Origin of the sequence: Lactobacillus juensis, assembly GCF_036246285.1 — a bacterium.
In the GTDB taxonomy this organism is placed as follows: Bacteria; Bacillota; Bacilli; order Lactobacillales; family Lactobacillaceae; genus Lactobacillus; species Lactobacillus juensis.
Genome location: NZ_BTTS01000004.1, coordinates 75,530 through 94,747 on the forward strand (window position 1 = coordinate 75,530; position 19,218 = coordinate 94,747).

Below are 19,218 nucleotides of genomic sequence, written 5' to 3' on the forward strand. Positions count from 1 at the left end.
GTAAAAATTATTATTCATTTTATCTTAATTTTAGCATAATATGTTACTGCTTATCCTAAGATTTCGGCAGAAAAGAAAATAAGTGGTTGGACAATAATTTGGCTATTAGCTATTTATCCTTTTGCAAATTTAGCTTATAATCAGCTTTATCAAACATTTTAAGAAAGATTAATTTTCTTCTAATATGAAGGAGGAGAGAAAAATTAATAAAGCAACTAACTCAAATCAAAAAACAGAAACTAGTGATTTAGAATTGCAACATATCACTGAGGTAACACAACAAACAGATTATTTTGAGATTCATTATGCACATGGATTGACTGGTCGCCTCTACATACTAGATGCAAAAACATTCAGGTTATATATTGATCCAAGCCAGAAATTTCAGGAGCCGGAACAATCAGAAGAAGGATTGCATGCTCAAATTTTCTTGACAGATATTTATAGCGCCAAAGGAATGAATGGTACCAATCTCCAGACAACCAAAAACGGCTGGCAAATTGATACAGGTGCAGTTGAAATTAATTTAGTTAAAAATGACGCTACTATGAGTGTTACAAAAAAAGGTAGATTAATATTAAAAGAGGCACGCCCGATTGAACTGACAAATTCGGCCACTGCTCAAACTTTAGTTGATCATAATAGTAATTACTTTGGTGGAGGTACCCAAAACGGCCGTTTCACACTAGCAGGAGAAAAAATCGAAATTGTTAATACTAATAACTGGGTTGATCAAGGTGTAGCTTCACCTAATCCTTTTTACTGGTCAACTGCCGGTTACGGTGTAATTCGTAATACTTTTAAGCCCGGACATTATGACTTTAATAGCAATTCGAATGACGAGATTACGACTGTTCATGAAGAAAATCGTTTTGATGCCATTTATTTCTTTGCCAACTCAGCATATAAATTAATTAATGCATATCATAAGCTAACTGGCAGGCCTGCCCTGACACCAGTTTTCGGCTTTTATGAAGCTCATCTAAATGCATATAACCGTGACTATTGGGTTGAGGTCAAATCTGATGAAAAAGGAGCTATCAAATATCCTGATGGCAAGTATTATCGTGAATATCAGCCAAAAGATTTACCGGCAGAATTAAAACCAAAGTCAATCAGAGAAACGTTAAATGGCGAGCACGGTGGTATTTCTTATCAGTTTAGTGCCCGAGCAATGCTCGAACAATATTTGCAAAATGATATGCCTATAGGCTGGTTCTTGCCTAATGATGGTTATGGGGCTGGATATGGTCAGACAGATACTTTGGAAGGCAATCTCAAAAATTTAGCTGAGTTTGTTAAATATGCTAATAGTAAAGGTGTGCAAGTAGGACTTTGGACCCAGCAAAATCTTGCCCCAGTAGATCCTGAAAATCCTAAACCAGATGACCGTGATTTTGAAAAAGAACTGGTAGCCGGCGTCACTGCACTTAAAACAGATGAGGCCTGGGTTGGCCACGGTTATTCGTTCGGCTTAAATGCCACTCAAAGTACTGCCAAGATGATTGCCAAAATCAAAGGTGATCAACTGCGACCATTTATTATTACTGTTGATGGCTGGGCAGGAACTCAAAATACCAGTACAGTTTGGACTGGGGATGAAGTAGGTGGTGAATGGGAATATATTCGCTTCCAAATACCAACTTATATTGGCGAAGGGCTCTCAGGGCAGCCTAATGTTGCGTCAGACATGGATGGTATTTTTGGAGGTCAACAGCCTATTATCAATACCAGAGATTATCAATGGAAAGCTTTCACCCCCATTCAATTAAATATGGATGGCTGGGGGAAAAATCCTAAAAATCCCTTTGTGTTTGGTGGTATTACAAATAAGCTTAACCGCGCATATCTCAAGCAGAAATCAATGATGATGCCGTACATTTATAGCATCGCAGCGCAAGCAACTTTTACCAGTAAGCCCATGGTGCGAGCTATGTTTTTGGAATATCCTGATGTGCCTGAATTTTATACTAATTTGGTCAGATACCAGTATTTGTGGGGAGAGAACTTCTTAGTTGCTCCGATTTATCAAGATACTGCCGTTGATGAAGCGGGAAATGATATCAGAAACGAAATTTATTTGCCTGATGAAAAGCAAATTTGGATAGATTTCTTTACTGGTCAAGAATATCGTGGCGGTCAAGTAATTAATAACTTCGCTGCACCATTATGGAAGTTGCCTGTATTTGTTAAAGCAGGAGCAATCGTTCCAGTAGCACCAGCAACTAACACACCTCAGGAATACCTTGATCTGAAAAAGCAACGGCAATTTGTAGTTTATCCAAGTGGAAACAGCAGCTTTACAGTTTATGAAGATGATGGCTTTTCTGCTAAGTATGAGCAAGATGAATATGCTCAAACCAAAATTAGCAGTCAATTGCTGGGTTCTGTCTTGACTATCAAAATTGACAAAACCAAAGGTACATATGCTGGTTTTGATCCTGAAAAAGCAACAGAAGTTGATATCAGAACTAAAAAGGCACCGGAAGCGATCAAAGCTTTGGTAGGCAACCAAGAAATTAATTTGACTGAAGTAAATAGTATAGCTGAATTTCAAAATCAAGAAAATTGCTATTTCTTTGATCAAAACTACCTAGTTAACCCTTACCTAAAAGAATTTAGTACAGATTTAAAGCAGACATTTTTGAGAATAAAAATAGGCCAGATTAATACTAGTCAAAACGAAATAACTGTTAAAATTACTGGCATTGATACAAGTGCAAGACCGCTTAACAGTTTGCCAGCAGAAGATGATTCTTTGACAACTCCGACTAATTTAGCACAAGATAAGGAAAAAACTACTGCAGATTCCATCACGGTATCATGGCAACCGGTATCTGATTGCGATAGTTATCAGCTTAAAATTGATGATGTCTTATATACTAATATTAAAAAAGCAAGTTATACTTTAAGCAGCCTGAAGTCTGAATCTGAACATACTTTTGAGGTAAGAGCAGTTAAGGACTTAAAGGCATCTCCTTGGGGAACAAGATTTAACTGTAAAACTAAAAAAGCTAAAAAAACTGACAAAGTTGAGCAGAAGTAATTTGTGTAAAGCAAGGTAAATGTTTTCTGAATTATTTATAATTGTGAAAAAGTTTACTAAAATTCTTGCTTTTCTTTAAAAGGCAACTTTATCAGTATATAATAATAGTTGTGCGATTAAAGAAAATGTTAAAGGAGATATATAATGAAAACAATTTCTGCAGCAGTTGCCAAACATATGGCAAACTTGTCAACAACTGATGGTATAATCAGTGCTTTGGCAATCGATCAACGTGGCTCTTTGAAAAAGATGTTAGCAGAGGCCGCTAATAAACCTGCTGATGAAACAACTATTGTTGATTTTAAAAAAGCAGTTTCCAGTGAGTTGACTCCTTATGCTTCATCAATTTTGACTGACCCAGAATATGGTTTACCAGCAACTAAAGTGAGAGACAAAAATTGCGGATTATTACTTTCTTATGAAAAAACCGGGTATGATACAACCGAACCTGGCAGAATGCCTGACTTAATTGCTAATCAGTCTGGATTAAGGATTAAAAATGAAGGCGGAGATGCCATTAAGTTTTTGGTTTACTATGATCCTGACGAAGGTCAAGAAATTAATGATAAAAAGCAAGCTTTCGTTGAGAGAGTTGGTGCAGAAGCAAAAGCAAATGAATTGCCATTCTTTTTGGAAGTTTTGACTTATGACGCAAATATCGCTGACGCTAAGAGTGAAGAATTTGCGAAAGTTAAAGCTGATAAGGTCTTGAAGACAATGAAAGAATTTTCAAAACCTGAATACGATGTAACTGTACTTAAAGTTGAAATTCCGTTTAACATTAAGTTTGTTGCAGGCTTTAATGGAGACAACAACGTTGTTTACACTCAAGAAGAAGCTAAGGATCTGCTTAAAAAGCAGTCTGAGATAACTGATTTGCCTTATATTTTCTTATCTGCTGGTGTAACCAGTGAAGAGTTTATTGCTGAAATTAAAATGGCTGAAGAAGCAGGTGCTGACTTCAACGGTGTTCTTTGCGGTCGTGCTACTTGGAAACCAGCAATCAAGCCATTTGCTGCTGAAAGTGAAGAAGCAGGTAGAAAATGGCTATCAACTCATGGCAAAGAAAATATTGAAAACTTAAATGAGGCTCTAAAAGGAGCTAAATCTTGGCGCGATAAGCTAGAAGTTGCTGAATAATTTTACCTATTAACTAAAAAGCTTTCTATACTTCAATTAGTATAGAAGGCTTTTTATTTGCTCTTATAAAAATCAGACCTGACCGAGTATGCATCACAAAAAATGCGGGTCATTATTTGCAGGGGCAGTCGTGATCTGACCTCATATTCGGGAAAATAGTTGGTTTTAGATTTGTAACCGATAAAGCAGAGAGTGGATAAGGGCAAAATGCTGCCTGATGAATTAGTAGTGAAAGTCAAAATTGGGACTTCATTTTTATTTAGAGCTTTAGCTGCGGTAACCAATTCCTCAGTTTCCCCATTAAGAGTAATAAAAATTACTAATGAGTCTTTTTTTATTTTACAAGCGATCGTCTTAATAATATTCGGGTCTGAATGAAATTCACAATATTTTCCAGTTAATTGCAATTTGACCATCATTTCGTGAGCAATTGATTCAGATAGGCCGCGAGCAAAAATAAAAACGATTTTAGCTTGTTTAGTCAGTGATATACTGTCCTCAATTGTGCTGTAACTTAGGTTATGCAGCGTATTGTTCATTTCAATTTCGTTTTTAGTAATCACGCTTTTGATTTTATCGTCAGCATCATTTAGCACACTAAAAGTAGAATTTGAATTGCTTTTTAGTTTCAAAGATTCGCGGTAAGAGGTGTAACCGCTGTAACCCATTTTTTGCATGGTACGCACAATTGTTGCAGTTGAGACATTTGCAAATTGACTTAGTTTTACTATCGACATATTAGCAATCTTTTGAGGATTATTTTCTACGATATTCCAGAGATGTAATTCTGCTGAGGAAAGTTCTTTATTTGGCATATATACGCTCCTTTTGTAAATAGTTTCCCAATAATTATAGTAAACGCTATCAATTTGGAAAAACGTTACACTTTTTAACTTCTATAATAATAATGCAAAAGGCAAAAAAAAGGGGAGAAATCTTTGATTTACACAATAACGTTGAACCCAGCGATTGATTTGGTAATTGTTACCCAAAAGCTGGAACCAAAGGTAGTTAATAGAACTGAAAAATTTGAATTGCAACCTAATGGTAAAGGAGTCAATGTTTCGTTCATTTTAAAGAAATTAGGCATTGATAGTGTAGCTACTGGTATTGGTGGCGGCTTTACATTAGATTATGTGATCTCAGGTTTAAAGGAAAAGGGAATTCACACCAATTTCTTGAAGGTAAAAGATCTAACCAGGGTTAACGTTTTTACAGACGTTTTAGATGAAAAAACGGAATACAAGCAAGTTAATCCGGGTCCAGAAGTTAGCTTGGAAAAACAAAACCAATTTTTGGATTATCTTGAAAGCACGCTAACTAAGGATGATATGGTAGTTGTTTCCGGCAGTTTTTCTCGGGGAATTAAACCTCACTATTTAGTACAACTGGCTGAGCTAGTTCAAAAACAGGGGGCAAAATTCGTAGTTGACAGTAGTTACCTTGAAGTAATCGATACTTTAAAATATCGACCGTTTTTACTTAAACCCAACGACGCAGAACTTGCAGCTTTCTTTAATTATGAGGGTGAAATGACAGACGAGAAAACAGTCGCTTTTGCTCAAAAGCTAGTTAAACTGGGTTGCCAAAATGTGTTGGTTTCTTTAGGTGCTGCTGGAGCAGCTTTTATTAATGAACGGCATATCCTGTTTGCCAATGCTCCTAAAATACAAGTGGTTAATTCAGCTTGTGCAGGGGATACAATGCTTGGTACCTTCATTGCCTTTTTGGAAAAGAAAAAACCTATTAGTGAAGCTCTCAAAATAGCTGTAGCTGCAGGAAGCGATACGGCTAGCCGCACTGGACTGACAGATTTTTCTTTAGATAATTTATTACCACAAATTTCAGTAAGGGAAAGGATGAATTAAAGTGGCTAAATATGATTTAGTTGGTGCGACTGGTTGTGCAACTGGTGTTGCCCATACATTTATGGCCGAAGAGGCACTGGAAAAAGCTGCAGAAAAGCTTGGTTATACCATTAAAATTGAAACACATGGACAAACGGGTATTGAAAATAATTTAACAAATGCAGAAATTGCAGATGCGCAAGCCGTGGTTGTTGCTTCCGATATTGATGTTGGCTTGGATCGTTTTGCGGGTAAACGTCTAGTTGTAGTTCCAGTTGCAAGAGGTGTTAAAGAGCCCGATGCTTTAATTAAAAAAGCTTTAGCAGCACCAATTTATAAAGAAGGACAGGCAGCTGAAGATTCAAATCCTGACAACGTTGGAAAGCAAAAGCTAGGAAATAAGATTTATACCTCTTTGATGAATGGTGTATCTCATATGTTGCCTTTTGTCGTTGCCGGTGGAGTTTTGATGGCCATCTCATTTTTCTGGGGAATTGATTCGGCTAATCCTAAAAGCAGTGAATATAACCAATTTGCAGCGATGCTAAATACAGTTGGCAGTACTACTATGAACTTGATGGCTCCAGTCTTAGGAGCTTATATTGCTGAAGCTTTGGCTCAACGGACGGGTTTTGTAGTTGGCCTTTCTGCTGGCTTTATCACTTTTAATGGCGGCGGTGGCTTTTTAGGAGCCATCGTTGGCGGTTATCTGGCAGCAATTGTTGTTTTAGGACTGCAGAAACTGTTCCAACCATTGCCTGATAATAAATTTAGGGGATTGAAGTCAATCTTTCTTTTACCTGTTGTTGGTGTCTTAATTACGGGATCAATTATGTACCTGTTAAATACCCCAATTAAAGCACTGAACGTTGGTTTAATGTCCTGGCTTAGAGGTTTTGAGAATACTAATCCGGCATTGCTAGGAATTATTGTTGGCATAATGTGTGCAGCAGACTTTGGTGGTCCGATTAATAAGGCTGCCTATGTTACAGGTACGGTATTACTGGCTCAAGGAAACTACTACTTTATGGCAGGAGTTTCTGCTGCTTGTATTGCTCCACCACTTGCAACAGGATTTGCTGTCTTAATGAATCGCAGAGCATATTCTAAAAGTGAAAGAGCAGCTGGCTATGTCAACTTTTTACTGGGATCTACTCACATTACTGAAGGCGCAATTCCATTTGCCGCCAAACATCCCTTATGGAATATCCCGGCTTTTATGATTGGTTCTTCAGTGGCATCAGTTTTAACCTACCTCACAAAAATCAGTGTGCCTGCTCCTCACGGTGGCTTTATTGTTTTGCCGTTAGTTAATAAACCATTCTTATGGGTATTGTGGATTCTGATTGGATCGGCTATTTCGGGAGCATTACTTGCTCTAATAGCTGGCAGATTTGCTAAAAAAGATGCTTTAGCAACTGCAACTGACCCGGAAATTGCACCTAGTGTTGACGACACATCTGACCAGCAAGCAGAAAGCAAAGTAGAAACTTTTGATCCAAGTGATATTCTTGATTTACAAAATATTAAAGTTGGTGTTGATGTTGCGAGTCGTAAAGATGCACTCAAATATTTAGCAGATTTTGCCGTCAAAAACAACTTGGCTAATGACAGCGAAGCTGTTTACAATAGTTACGTTAAGCGTGAAAAAGAAGGCTCTACAGGGATGACAGACGGTTTTGCCATTCCTCATGCGCAGTCAGCAACAATTGCCAAGTCTTCAATGATCGTTTTAAAACTCAAACAACCAATTGATTGGCAATCATTAGATGGTAAGAAGATTGACACGGTCATTTCTTTTCTGATACCACAAGTCGATAGCAATGCTCACCTGCAATACTTATCCAATACTGCCAAGCTTTTGACTCACGCCGACTTTATTGCTAAGTTAAAAGCAGCCAATACGCCTGCAGAAATTCAAGATTTGTTTGCGAATAATTAATAGGTTAGTAAATATTAGTTTAAATAAAGTAAGTCCCGCAAGTTGTCTAACTTACGGGACTTATTTTGCTTATGTCTTTCAATTTTGAATAATTTTATAATCAATTGGGCTTTATGTTCATTTAAACGCAACTGCTGTTCTAAAAATGCAAAAAAAGAGAGCACATTAGTGCTTCCTAGCTTAAATATTAGTCTTCAACCTTTTTTGCTTCATTTAATGCCTTCATAATTGAAGGATTTTTTGAATGGCAATCTTCAAGCATTTGCAAATCTTTTTCGTCCAGTGTAACTTCGAACTTACTCATTCTGTAATTTCCTTTCTACCAAATTTTAAATTAACTATATCACTTTTATAGCATAAATATGCAAAGCTAGCTAATTTTTTTCATTTATGTTGCAAAAGTGATTTCTTTTTCTTTAAATTGCAACATACAAACGCATGTTCTTGCTAGTAGCAATTAACCGAATAACCTTGTCATGATAAGACTTTGTCAAATTAAATAACAGTTAACTTTGTGTTACAACTGTGACATTTTTACTAAATTAGGTAACTAATTCTTAAAGATTGAGTGATATTCCTGTTATGATTCTGCAACTTTAACGTTGTAGTATTTATAACATCAAATTGAATAGTAGTTTACTATGTTCAATTTGAAAAACATATTATGGATTTTTATTTAAGGAGAGAATTTTTTTGAAGGTAAAATCTATCTTAGTTAAATCAGCAGCAGTAGCAGCATTATCTGCTTCCGGAGTTGCAGTTATGAGCAGCGTTAAAGCAAATGATGTTCAAGCAGCTACAGTAGAAAATGATGCAGCAGTTGTAACTGTTAACTACGTTGATGGCAATTCAATTCGTGTATGGAACAGTTACAAACATCCTGAAGCTACTGGGCAAATTTTACCAAGTAATTCTTCTTGGAAAGTCATTAAAACTGCTTACGACAAAAAGGGTCACAAGTGGTATGACTTAGGCAAGAACCAATGGGTTAAGGCCAAATACGTAAATAAAGGCTACTATCCGGCAAATGAATCCCAAAATTCAGCAGTTGCAACTAGCACCCAAACAGAAAACAGTTCAGTTTCTAATACCAATAATGTAGAAACTACGAATTCTGCAAACAATACAGCAACTGCAAATATTAATTACAATACTGCTTCATCTGATTCAGAAGCTGGAGCAAAAGCATGGATTGCCAGTCGTGAATCTGGCGGCTCATACAGTGCACAAAATGGTCAATACATTGGTAAATATCAGCTTTCTGCCGCATATCTTAATGGAGACTACTCAGCTGCTAACCAAGAACGTGTTGCTAACAACTATGTTACTAATCGTTACGGCTCATGGGCAGCAGCTAAACAATTCTGGCAAGCTAATGGTTGGTACTAATTAGTTAGTCAGTTAAAAACAGAATATTAAAAAAGTAAGCAGACACTAGTTGAAAATGATGTGCTCCCCAAAAATTTGTCCTAATTTTAGGATTCACATCATAAACTAGCGCCTGCTTTTTTATTTTAAAAAATTAATGGTTAACCGCATATGTAAATTTATCGCTGCGAATTATTTCTTGCGTAATATGTAAAGGAAGATCGTGCTCGTCATAAACTAAGTCCTTGATTTGCATTAACGGCGTTTTTTCGTCAACATTAAGTAAAAAAGATTCTTCTCTATTTGCAAACGCAATTTTAAAAGTTTTCTTACCTTTACCGGGATTAATATGAAACTTCTTTTGTAATATCTGATACAAGGGCATATTAAGATCTTCAGCTTTAATAGCATTAAATTTTGGAGCAAGCCAAATCCATTCAAGGCAAAATGGGATATCATCAATATATCTTAACCGTTTAATTTCTATTATTTGTTGCTCATTAGTAGTTTGCAAGAATGTATTTTGTTCATCATTACCTGCAACGCTTTTAATACTAATTAAACGGTTAGAGATTTTTTTCCCAGTTTTAGCGGCGCTGTCTGTTAAACTTGAAAATTTTTGATTTTGAGTTTGAATTTCATTACTTTTGTCAGAAACAAAAGTTCCTTTACCAGGAAGCTTAATTAAATAATTCTCTTCGCTTAAGACTTTAAGAGCCTTGCGAACAGTGGTCCGGCTTACACAATATTCTTTTTGCAACTCCATTTCAGAAGGGATTTTTTTACCCACTTGATATTTATTTTCCGTAATTTTGTTTTTTATAATATTTGCCAAGTTAAGATATAGTGGCATATGATTTTTAGACTTTTTCAACATATTTTTTCTTTCCTGAATAACTAATAACTGTATTATAACAAAAGCTGATTAATTAGGCACCAGTATCTTTTTTAACCATAAAAAGATACTGGTATTTTTAATATGTCCTTTACTTTATCAATAAAGCGCTTTATAATTTTAAATTGAAGATACATGTATCTAAATTAAATACAGGAGAAAAAGATGAAGGTACAAGAAGAAGCTAAACAAGTTGTTCAAAAAGCTGTTAAAAAAATGAAACCTAAAGGAGGTATTAAGCAGGTAATTTGGGTTGGTGCCGGAGGTTCTTTTGGTGGCTTTTATGGTGCAAACTACTTTATGCATCAAGAGTCAAAAACAATTTTTTCCAGTATGTATACCAGTGGAGAATTTATTTATGCTCCGCCAAAGAGTATGGATCAAAATACATTAGTAGTTTTATGTTCTATGAGAGGAACCAGTGAAACTATTGATTCAGCGAAGGTTGCTAAAAATAATAACGCTACGACAATTGCTTTGTATGTTGATGAATCTGAACTCGTGCAGGTTTGTGATTTTGAAATAAAATATGAAAGTTTGGCTCTAGATGAAAGCAGACTTGAACGTGTAAATGGCAGTATTGGAATATGCATAGCGATGAATTTATTGGAACAGCTTGAAGGCTATGAGAATTTTAAAATAGCCATGAAGACTTTTGATTTGCTTGATCCTATCTATCGCAAAGCTGTTGAATATACTACACCTTTGGCAAAAGAATGGGCTGAGCAAAATAAAGATCAAAAAACCATTTATGTTATTGGTAGTGGGCCAGCATACGGTGCAGCTTATGTTTTCTCAATTTGTAATATTGAGGAAATGTTGCAATTAAATTCACCAACTATTCATAGTTATGAATACTTTAATGGTCCATTTGAAGTAACAGATAAGAATAAGTCAATTTTTCAACTTTTGGCTACCGGGAAAACAAGACCAGAAGATGAACGTGCATTGAAATTTGAACAAAGATTTGGTGGCAAAAAATTGTATGTATTAGACGGTAAAGAAATTGGGCTAGATGATATCGAGCCCGCAGTTTCACCGTATTTTAATCACCCAATTTTTTCATCAATTTTAAATAATGTTTATATGAGAGCACTTTCTTATTCTACCCACGAAAGTTATGAAACTCGCAGATATATGTGGAAGGAAGACTACAAATAAATGGATGCTAAAAAGTTAATGTACTTTATTTTTTAATTTCAAACTAAATAAAAGCGCTTTAAAATTATAAAGTAAAAAATATATTTAATTATTTTTAAAGAAACCCTTTACACGATTTTCTTTATATATTATTATATTAAATATACATGTTAATACATCTTATAAATGTACTAACTATGTCTGATTTTGGATTAGGGGTGAAGCTTAGTGAAAATAATTTTAGTTAGCCATGGCAAGCTTGCTGAAGGAATGAAAGATACAGTTGAGATGATCACTGGTAAACAGAAAAATCTCGAGGCATATGAAGCCTACAAAAATGGTACGAGTGATGATAGTTTTATCGGTGAAATCAAGAATTCTATAGATAAGGCTAGTGGTGAAAATACTGTAGTCATTACTGACGTTTTGGGAGGTTCAGTTAATAACGAAATTACCCAGCTATTAAAGGATCACCAAAAGTTAACCGTGTTGACAGGTATGAATTTGCCTTTGGTTATAACTTTGGTTACTACTGCGAATTCAGGCCTAACCCAAGAAGATATAGAGGAAGCTATTAACCAAGGACAGAAGGGAGTTTTGTCGATAAATAAGTTGATGACTGAAGATAATGATGAAGGAGATTTATTATGATAAAAGTAATTAGGGTTGATCACCGATTATTGCACGGACAAGTCATTTTTTCATGGACTAAATTTGCAAATATCGAAAGAGTAATTGTGATTGATACAGCTACAGCAAATGATGATTTTAAAAAAATGTCATTGAAACTGGCTAAACCGGAAGATGTGAGACTAAACGTTTTCAGCGTAGATAAAGCAATTAGTAAAATCGATCAAATTAAGGCTCTAAAAGACAACATTATGTTGCTTTTTGAAAATGTAACTGAACTAAGCAAGTTTATTGATGCATATGGTCCAGTAGAAGAGATTAACTATGGCTTAGTTCCTTCTAAGCCTGATGCTAAACGTTTTAGTAATGCTATATATTTAACTGCTGACGAAGTTAAACTTACTAAGAAAATGTGCGATCAGGGAATTAAGATCTCCATGCAACAAGTTCCTTCAGCTAATAAGGAATTTCTGAATAATTTGATTTAGAAAAAAGGGGGGGTAAAAAATGTTTTGGAAAGCTTTTGTTGTCGGCTTGGTTGGTGTTTTCGCTATGTTCGACTCAAGATTGCTGGGTCGTGAAAACTTCGAGCAGCCATTAATCGTAAGTACACTCGTTGGCTTGGTTTTAGGAGATGTGTCGAAAGGATTATTAGTTGGTGCTACGCTTGAATTAGTTTCAATGGGAATAGTTCAAGTAGGCGCCGCCGTTCCACCAGATATGGTCTTAGGCTCAGTTGTAGCTTCAGCTTTTGCAATTTTGTCACATACCAGTGCACAAGCAGCATTGACCGTGGCTTTGCCGGTAGCAGTGCTAGGCCAGCTAGTGGCTATAGTGATTAGAATGTTGTTTTCATCCTTTAACCAATTGGTTGAGAATGCAATAGATGCAGGCAAATTTAGAAAAGCACGAAGTTACCACATAGTTTATGGACCAATTATTTATGGTTTGTTATATTTTGTTCCAGTTTTTCTGGCAATCTTTTTAGGTACCAATGTTGTAACCAGTTTCGTCAAAATGATTCCGGATTGGTTAACAAACGGTTTGACTTTAGCAAGTAAGATTTTACCTGCTTACGGATTTGCCCTTCTGATGTCAACTATGATTGATAAGAAAAATGCAGTTTACTTATTCTTAGGTTTCTTCATTGCAGCATATGGCAAAATGACTGTTATAAGTGTAGCTATCTTTGCAGTTATCTTCGCTATTATACTCAATAAGTTTATGTCTAATAATGGAAACAATAATGCTACTCCCAAGACCAGCAGTAGCGATGATTTGGATGATTTGGAAGAATTATAGGAGGATAAATTATGGCCGAGCAAAAACATACAGATAAACGATTACGTCATAAGTTTTGGCAATTCTTCTGGAGATCATGGGCTATTCAGACATCTTGGAATTATGAAAGCCAAATGAACATGGGTTTCATGTATGGTATGGCACCAACGATAGATGGGATTTATGGTGAGACACCTGATACACCTGAGAAACTTCAAAAGAAAAAAGAGGCATACCATCGTCATATGGCATTCTTTAACTGTACACCACAACTGACCTCTTTTGTTTTAGGACTATCTTCGGCAATGGAAGAGGAATATGCGGCTAATCCAGATACATTTGATCCAGATTCAATTAATGGGGTGAAAACTTCCTTAATGGGTCCTTTATCAGGTATTGGTGATTCTTTCTTCCAGGGAACAGTTAAAATTATTGCCTTTGGTCTGGGAATCAACATGGCTCAGCAAGGAAACATATTTGGACCGATTTTGGCAATGATTATTTCCATCATCCCATCAGTTATTGTCACTTATTGGGGCGGAAAATGGGGTTACCTCCAAGGTAAAAAGAATATCCAGCGTCTTATTAGTAACGGTACTATTAACAGAATCATGTCTTTAATGAACGTGATTGGTTTGATGGTCATTGGTGCAATGGTAGCAACTATGATCGGGATAACAACTCCGATAAAATTTGGTAAAACTTTTGTTTTACAGAAGACATTAGACTCAATTTTCCCGCAGATGTTATCTCTAGCATTCACATTAGGTATGTTTTACCTAATCAAAAAGAAGGTTAATACTGCGTGGATCATGGTTATCTGTATTTTGGGTGGTATCCTGCTTAGCGTATTAGGTATTTTTAATTAGTTGTTAGTAAGTTTTTAAAATAAGGAGATTATATAAATTATGGATTTTGAAAAAGTTAAATCTATTGTAAGTGATATTAAGGAAAAACAACCTGATATTGATCGTGTAATGTTTGTTGGCTGTGGTGCTTCAATGGCTGACCTGTATCCAGGTTATTACTTTGTTGAGCATGAAAGTACCAAACTGCTTTCCTCCATTCATACTGCAAATGAATTTAACTATGATACTCCAAAAGGAGTGGGAGAACATACTATTGTAATAACTGCTTCTCTTGGTGGTACAACTCCAGAATCAGTAGCTGCAACTAAAAAGGCTAGAGAATTAGGTACTCACCTGATTACTTTATCAATGGCAGATGATTCACCTATTATTAAAGAAACTGAATATAAAGTTATTCATGGCTTCCATGAAAATTATGCTGCTAAAACAGAAAAAATGTCATATTGTTTGGCCTTTGCTATTGAAATTGTTAAACAGTTTGAAGGCTACGAGTTTTATGATGAAGCTGTTGCAGCTTTCAACGGCATGCCTGATTTGATTGAAAATGCAGTAAAATCAGTTGGACCTTCAGCAAAAGAATTTGGTGAAAAGTATAAAGATGAAAAGAAAATTTTTGTACTAAGCAGTGGCGCATCACTTGGTGTTGCATATTCAACTGCATCATTTTTGTTTATGGAAATGCAATGGATTGCTTCTCCAACAGTTCATTCTGGTGAATATTTCCACGGCCCATTTGAACTTACTGAAAAGGATGCACCATACTTATTGTTCATGAATGATGGTAGTACACGTCATCTGGATGCTCGTGCGTTAACATTCTTGCAAAGATTTGATGCGCAAGTAACAAATATTGACGCTAAGGATTATGGCCTCAATGAAGTTGCTAGTGAAAATGTAATTGATTACTTCAATCCAATGATTCATACCGGTGTGATGCGTGTTTATGCTGAGGAGCTTGCTAAGGCTAGAAAGCACCCATTAACTAAGCGTCGTTATATGTGGAAACTTACTTATTAATATAAAGTAAAAATATTTTTAGAGGGATTCTATGAAAGTAGAATCCCTTTATGTTAACTGAAAGTTTTGATGGCGATTTCTCTTTTGGAATGCATATTGTTTCGGGAATACTTTAATCTGATTTTGTTTTATACTATTCTTTGTGAATATAGATCAAAATTAGCTCAAATACATAATTATTCATTAGTCAAATAGTTAGTACATGGGCAAAATTAATATTATGGAAGTGATGATATTTGGTAGCAACAGGTTCTTTGTATTCTCAGGTAATGGAAAAAATAAGACAAAAAATTATTACAGGAGAATATCCAATAGATAGTAAATTGCCGAACGAATTTGAATTAAGTGAGCAGTTTAACGTTAGCCGCGTAACTTTGCGCAAAGCTATTTCCGGATTAGCTGAAGACGGCTTAATTGAAAAGATTCATGGTGTAGGGACATTTGTGCGTAAACCTCATAAAGTAAAAAGAATAATTAGTTCTCCTTCAGCTGAAAGTTTCTCACAAACTGCTGCTAACGAGGGTTTTAAAGCTAGCGCACAAGTAATTAAGATAAAAAAAGTAGAAACACCTGACAAGATAAAAACAATATTAAAAGCAAAAACAGCCCTTTATATTGAACGGGTGCATTTAGTTGATGATGAACCTGTGATGCTTGAATGCAATTATTTTCCTCTGCCTCGCTTTACTGGATTGGAAAAGTTTGACTTAAGTAAATCCTTATACCAGGTTTTACACAGCCAATATCATATAAAAGAACTAAAGTCGCGGGACATGGTTATAAGTATTGCCTTAGCGAGTTTGAGTGAAGCCAGGGTTTTGCAGAAATCTGTTGGTTTTCCTTTATTATTGTTACAAGTAAGCGTTGAAGATGGAAATAAGAACATTGTACATACAGGAAAGCAGTACATTATTTCCGAAAGGTATGAATTTCATGTGTAAAATAAAACCGATCATTTTATAAAAGCTCGTTAACAACAATATTATTTAAAAAATTTCAGGAAAAACTTTAATTTGGAAAAATTTCTTTCAAAGGCTTGTGTTTGTCAATATTTCCATTAAGATTGGTGGCAGTAAAAATACTTAATCTTTAAATACCATCATGACTGGCATTCAGCCATATTCATCACCTATATTATTTAAAATAAGCTAAAAATATTACAAACTGTTTCTTAATTGAAAAAATAATTTAATTGGCAATCTCTCATAATAAGTTTAGAATTAAATTTGTACCATAAAGAGCCAATTTAGAATAACTCTCGAGGAAGAATATGAAGAAAAGCAAATTTGCTATTGCCGTAGTTAATATTATTTTTTTAATCACAATTCCAGGAATAACTATAGGTGAAGCTGAACAAGTAACAGCAGCCACTATCAAGGGCTATGTTAAAGTAAAAAAGAAGAAAAAAGTTCGCCTGTATAAAATTTCTGGAAAACATTCTAATTTTTATGCAGAATCTAAGTATAAGTACCCGTATAGTGCCAAGAAAAAAATTGGCAAGAAAAAAAGAACGGCCTATAAAATTGGCAATAATTCGCATTGGATTTTAGCCAAAGATGTTAAAGTCGTTAAGAAGAATACTAAAAGAGTATATACTCAGGCAAAAATGAAATTGCCTAAAGGTTATACTAAAACTGAACTGTTACTAGCTTATCAAGGTAAACCCAGCAAGAATTTTATCAATGCCTCAATGCAAGGGATGAAAACTAATGATTTTAGTCGTCTCAAAGTGTCGGAAAGTAAAGCTGATGATGTAACTCAGGTTGATTTAAATCAGCTTACGCCGAAACAAATTGGAGATTTAACTGCTTTTTCTCTTCGTCTTATTAATGAAGCGAGAAGAGATTTAAATTTAGCTCCCTGGGTTGAAAGCAATGGAACTGGTAAATTAGCAGCTGATATTGCTTTGGAATATAGCAAAAATAATAAAACAATTAAAGACAGTCACTATGTTCCTGGAATTGTTCGTGCTTGTCATGCCAATGGACTTAACCTTGACGATAATTTTGTTGAAGACATGGCCGGTTTTTATAATATTAGTCCTACAATGACCATGACTGAATTAAAGAAAAGTGTTTATTTCGGCTTGAAACAAATGATTTTTGGTTACGTTGGCAGCGGTGAAGAGCAGAGATCTGAGCGAAGTTATTACCAAGAATGGGAACATGCAGGGGACTTGTTTAACATCCAAGGCTCGCTTCATGACGGTGATTATAATTATTATGGCTTTAGTATTTCGCATAATGATAATATTTGTTCCATGCATTTTATTAGCGTTCCTACGTATGTAGTTAAAAGTAAAAAGTATAATAACGGTTTTCAACCATAAAAAGCAGCCTATTTGAAAGGCTGCTTTTATTGTATAATTATTTTTAAAATAAATTTGTGAAAGTACAGAGGAAAATAAAATGTTAATTTATATTCGTTTGGCTGAAAAAGAAGATTTAGACCAAATTATGAAAATCATTGAAGAAGCAAAAAAATTGCTGAAAAAAGACGGTAATCCTCAATGGCAAAATGGCTCTCCTAACCGCAAAATGCTTGCAGAAGATATATCTTTAAAACGTGCATACTGTCTTGTTGCTAATAAAGAAATTGCCGGTGTTGCCGTTTTACTAACTACACCTGATCCTAATTATGCTGAAATAGATGGGACCTGGAAAAATAATGATGAACAATATGCCACTATTCATAGAATAGCAATTAGTACAAAATTTCGCGGACAGCACCTGAGCCAATTTATGATGTCAAACTTAATATCGCGTGGATTGATGCTAGGCATTCATAATTTCCGTATTGATACACATGTGGTTAATAAGCGCATGCAAGGTTTGATTAAAAGTTTAGGATTTGAATATCGGGGTGTTGTTCAGGTTGATCAAACTGAAAATGGCGCTAGAAACGCATATGAGCTAAATTTATAGCAAGAAAAAAGCTGTTTTCTCTTGACTTGGAGGGCACAATTTCCTATACTATTAAATGTTGAGCATACAAGTAAAAGCTCAGATGGTATTGGGTTATAGCCAAGCGGTAAGGCACTAGTTTTTGGTACTAGTATGCGCTGGTTCGAATCCAGCTAACCCAATTGTTCTTACGAACACCCAACCCGAAAAGAGACAGTTCTGTAATATGAGCTGTTTCTTTTTTTGCAGTAAAATTATACAAAAAATATTTTTGCTTTTTTGGTATTTTACTATTTAAAAATTAGGGAAAAGGGTTTATTATATCCTCTATGTTTGGTTTGTAATGTTTTCTTTTTTTATGAGGTTTAACCAACACAAAAATATGAATAGTGGCAAAAATAAAACAATAGTATTTGGTCATAGAGGATATCCCGTCAAGTTTGCAGAAAACTCAATGGAGGGCTTCCGCAATGCTGTTCAAAATGGGGCAGAGGGGATTGAATTTGACGTCCATTTAACCAAAGACGGCATACCAGTAGTAATGCACGATGAAAAAGTTGACCGAACAACTGATGGCACCGGGTATATTAAGGACTTTACTCTCAACAAACTAAGGCAGCTGCACTTGTCAAATGGTGAGCCGGTTCCAACACTGCAAGAATTATTTGCACTACTGGAAAATAGAAATATTCAGATAAATTTGGAATTTAAAACTGGGGTAATTCATTATCGAGGTATCGAAAATACTGTGTTAAGCTTGGCACAGCTTTATCACTTCGTTCATCCTATTATTTACTCATCTTTTGATTATGTTACCCTAAAGAACTGTCAGGAAATTGATCCTAGCCAGATCTATTGTTACCTGACTGATGAAGAAGTAGTTAATTCAGCTAAATTGGTTAAAGATAACCACTTTGCTGGCATTCACCCAGGCAAATTATTGCCGGGAGAGGAAGCAGTTACAGAGCGTATTTGGACAGTTGATGACCCGCAAATTGCTAAACAATATTTTCAAAAACATGTTGCAGGCATTTTTACTAATAACTATCCCCTGATGATTAAGCTGCGTGATCAAATTCAAGGGTAGGCTGCCTTAAATTAAAATTATCAATATTGAAACACCTTTAACTGGTATAGTCC

At 35.3% G+C, this 19,218-nt stretch carries 17 protein-coding genes and 1 tRNA gene; 16 read left to right on the forward strand and 2 right to left on the reverse strand.

What is annotated here, in order from left to right; translation table 11 throughout:
- Window positions 1–184: 184 nt before the first annotated feature.
- Both AAA926_RS09485 and AAA926_RS09490 read left to right on the forward strand, forming a co-directional pair.
- The gene (locus AAA926_RS09485) at window positions 185–3,046 is read left to right on the forward strand and encodes a TIM-barrel domain-containing protein (protein ID WP_198181124.1); all 2,862 of its coding nucleotides are present in this window, start codon (window positions 185–187) and stop codon (window positions 3,044–3,046) included.
- 144 nt (window positions 3,047–3,190) lie between these two features.
- Complete coding sequence (locus tag AAA926_RS09490; RefSeq protein ID WP_198181125.1) at window positions 3,191–4,186, forward strand: tagatose 1,6-diphosphate aldolase; 996 nt, start codon at window positions 3,191–3,193, stop codon at window positions 4,184–4,186.
- Window positions 4,187–4,239: 53 nt separating this feature from the next.
- Here the strand turns inward: AAA926_RS09490 and AAA926_RS09495 are convergent, their stop codons facing one another.
- On the reverse strand, window positions 4,240–5,001 hold the full coding sequence (locus AAA926_RS09495; protein WP_198181126.1) for a MurR/RpiR family transcriptional regulator: 762 nt from the start codon (window positions 4,999–5,001) through the stop codon (window positions 4,240–4,242).
- A 123-nt stretch (window positions 5,002–5,124) separates the two neighbouring features.
- Here AAA926_RS09495 and pfkB point away from each other — a divergent pair, with 123 nt between their 5' ends.
- The 3 genes from pfkB to apf all read left to right on the forward strand — a co-directional run bounded on the left by pfkB (window position 5,125) and on the right by apf (window position 9,364).
- Entirely contained in the window at window positions 5,125–6,054 is a 930-nt protein-coding gene (gene pfkB, locus AAA926_RS09500; RefSeq protein WP_198181127.1) for a 1-phosphofructokinase, read from the forward strand.
- A gap of 1 nt (window position 6,055) precedes the next feature.
- On the forward strand, window positions 6,056–7,975 hold the full coding sequence (locus tag AAA926_RS09505) for a fructose-specific PTS transporter subunit EIIC (RefSeq protein WP_198181128.1): 1,920 nt from the start codon (window positions 6,056–6,058) through the stop codon (window positions 7,973–7,975).
- A 693-nt stretch (window positions 7,976–8,668) separates the two neighbouring features.
- Window positions 8,669–9,364: an aggregation-promoting factor gene (apf, locus tag AAA926_RS09510; protein ID WP_198181129.1), complete on the forward strand. Its 696-nt coding sequence runs from the start codon at window positions 8,669–8,671 to the stop codon at window positions 9,362–9,364.
- A 133-nt stretch (window positions 9,365–9,497) separates the two neighbouring features.
- Here apf and AAA926_RS09515 read toward each other — a convergent pair whose 3' ends face one another.
- On the reverse strand, window positions 9,498–10,220 hold the full coding sequence (locus AAA926_RS09515) for a GntR family transcriptional regulator (protein ID WP_198181130.1): 723 nt from the start codon (window positions 10,218–10,220) through the stop codon (window positions 9,498–9,500).
- Window positions 10,221–10,403: 183 nt separating this feature from the next.
- On the opposite strand from AAA926_RS09515, the gene AAA926_RS09520 reads away from it, so the two are divergent.
- From AAA926_RS09520 to AAA926_RS09570, 11 genes are all read left to right on the forward strand, one after another.
- Window positions 10,404–11,399: an SIS domain-containing protein gene (locus tag AAA926_RS09520; protein ID WP_198181131.1), complete on the forward strand. Its 996-nt coding sequence runs from the start codon at window positions 10,404–10,406 to the stop codon at window positions 11,397–11,399.
- Between the two features lie 207 nt (window positions 11,400–11,606).
- Window positions 11,607–12,029 (forward strand): PTS sugar transporter subunit IIA, encoded by a 423-nt coding sequence (locus AAA926_RS09525; RefSeq protein WP_198181132.1) that lies wholly within the window; start codon window positions 11,607–11,609, stop codon window positions 12,027–12,029.
- On the forward strand, window positions 12,026–12,496 hold the full coding sequence (locus AAA926_RS09530; protein WP_198181133.1) for a PTS sugar transporter subunit IIB: 471 nt from the start codon (window positions 12,026–12,028) through the stop codon (window positions 12,494–12,496). Before AAA926_RS09525 ends, AAA926_RS09530 begins: the two co-directional genes overlap by 4 nt.
- A 19-nt stretch (window positions 12,497–12,515) precedes the next feature.
- Window positions 12,516–13,310: a PTS mannose/fructose/sorbose/N-acetylgalactosamine transporter subunit IIC gene (locus tag AAA926_RS09535; protein WP_198181134.1), complete on the forward strand. Its 795-nt coding sequence runs from the start codon at window positions 12,516–12,518 to the stop codon at window positions 13,308–13,310.
- Between the two features lie 11 nt (window positions 13,311–13,321).
- Window positions 13,322–14,158, forward strand: a complete 837-nt coding sequence (locus AAA926_RS09540; RefSeq protein WP_198181135.1) for a PTS system mannose/fructose/sorbose family transporter subunit IID — start codon at window positions 13,322–13,324, stop codon at window positions 14,156–14,158.
- A gap of 39 nt (window positions 14,159–14,197) precedes the next feature.
- Complete coding sequence (locus AAA926_RS09545; RefSeq protein ID WP_198181136.1) at window positions 14,198–15,175, forward strand: SIS domain-containing protein; 978 nt, start codon at window positions 14,198–14,200, stop codon at window positions 15,173–15,175.
- Window positions 15,176–15,411: 236 nt separating this feature from the next.
- On the forward strand, window positions 15,412–16,116 hold the full coding sequence (locus tag AAA926_RS09550) for a GntR family transcriptional regulator (RefSeq protein ID WP_198181137.1): 705 nt from the start codon (window positions 15,412–15,414) through the stop codon (window positions 16,114–16,116).
- A gap of 329 nt (window positions 16,117–16,445) precedes the next feature.
- Entirely contained in the window at window positions 16,446–17,504 is a 1,059-nt protein-coding gene (locus AAA926_RS09555) for an SEC10/PgrA surface exclusion domain-containing protein (protein WP_198181138.1), read from the forward strand.
- A 79-nt stretch (window positions 17,505–17,583) separates the two neighbouring features.
- Window positions 17,584–18,099 (forward strand): GNAT family N-acetyltransferase, encoded by a 516-nt coding sequence (locus AAA926_RS09560; RefSeq protein ID WP_198181139.1) that lies wholly within the window; start codon window positions 17,584–17,586, stop codon window positions 18,097–18,099.
- Window positions 18,100–18,188: 89 nt separating this feature from the next.
- Window positions 18,189–18,260: transfer RNA gene (locus tag AAA926_RS09565), tRNA-Gln, on the forward strand.
- Window positions 18,261–18,436: 176 nt separating this feature from the next.
- Window positions 18,437–19,165 (forward strand): glycerophosphodiester phosphodiesterase family protein, encoded by a 729-nt coding sequence (locus AAA926_RS09570; RefSeq protein WP_370466844.1) that lies wholly within the window; start codon window positions 18,437–18,439, stop codon window positions 19,163–19,165.
- Window positions 19,166–19,218 lie beyond the last annotated feature (53 nt).